Source organism: Aurantimonas sp. C2-5-R2, assembly GCF_036549495.1.
GTDB lineage: Bacteria > Pseudomonadota > Alphaproteobacteria > Rhizobiales > Rhizobiaceae > Aurantimonas > Aurantimonas coralicida_A.
Genome location: NZ_JAZHLJ010000269.1, coordinates 1 through 728, shown reverse-complemented (window position 1 = coordinate 728; position 728 = coordinate 1). Strand labels below are relative to the sequence as shown.

Below are 728 nucleotides of genomic sequence, written 5' to 3'. Positions count from 1 at the left end.
ACGTCCGAGGGCATCGCGACCGAGAGACTTGCGCGAAATTGATAACGCTGATCACCCGCCGCTAAATCAAGTCCGCCTAAAGGTCTTTCGATCATGACATCAAAAAAATCTCCCAGGACTGTAGCCGCATCGAATGGCATCGGGGCAGATCCGATATTTGGCGCGGTCGCTCCACCGCTCTATCTGTCCAGCACCTTCACCTTCGCGGGTTTCGAGCAGCCGCGCGACTATGACTACAGTCGTGCGGGAAATCCGAGCCGTTCCCTGCTCGCCGACACGCTCGCACAGCTGGAAGGCGGCGCCGGCGCGGTCGTCGTCGCCTCCGGCATGGCGGCCGTCGACCTCGTGCTCGCCACCGTCGAGTGCGACGACTTCGTCCTGGCACCCCATGACTGTTACGGCGGTTCGCGCCGCCTCATGGAGGCCCGTGCCGCGAAGGGGCATTTCAAGCTGATCTTCGTCGATCAAGCGGACGAGACTGCGCTTGCGGCGGCGATGGAGAAGGCGCCGGCGCTGATTCTTATCGAAACGCCGAGCAACCCCTTGATGCGCGTCGTCGACATCCGCCGCGTTGCGACGCTGGCGGCGGCGATCGGCTGCAAGGTGGCCGTCGACAACACCTTCCTGTCACCCGTGCTTCAGCAGCCGATTAGCCTCGGCGCCGACTATGTCGTTCACTCGACGACGAAATACCTGAACGGCCATTCCGACGTTGTCGGCGGTGCGGT

General features: G+C 62.8%; 1 protein-coding gene. It reads left to right on the top strand.

Annotated features, from left to right (window positions below; genetic code table 11):
* Positions 1-93 precede the first annotated feature (93 nt).
* Positions 94-728, top strand: a 635-nt coding sequence (locus VQ044_RS25460; RefSeq protein WP_327650469.1) for a PLP-dependent transferase, incomplete at its 3' end; no start/stop codon positions are given.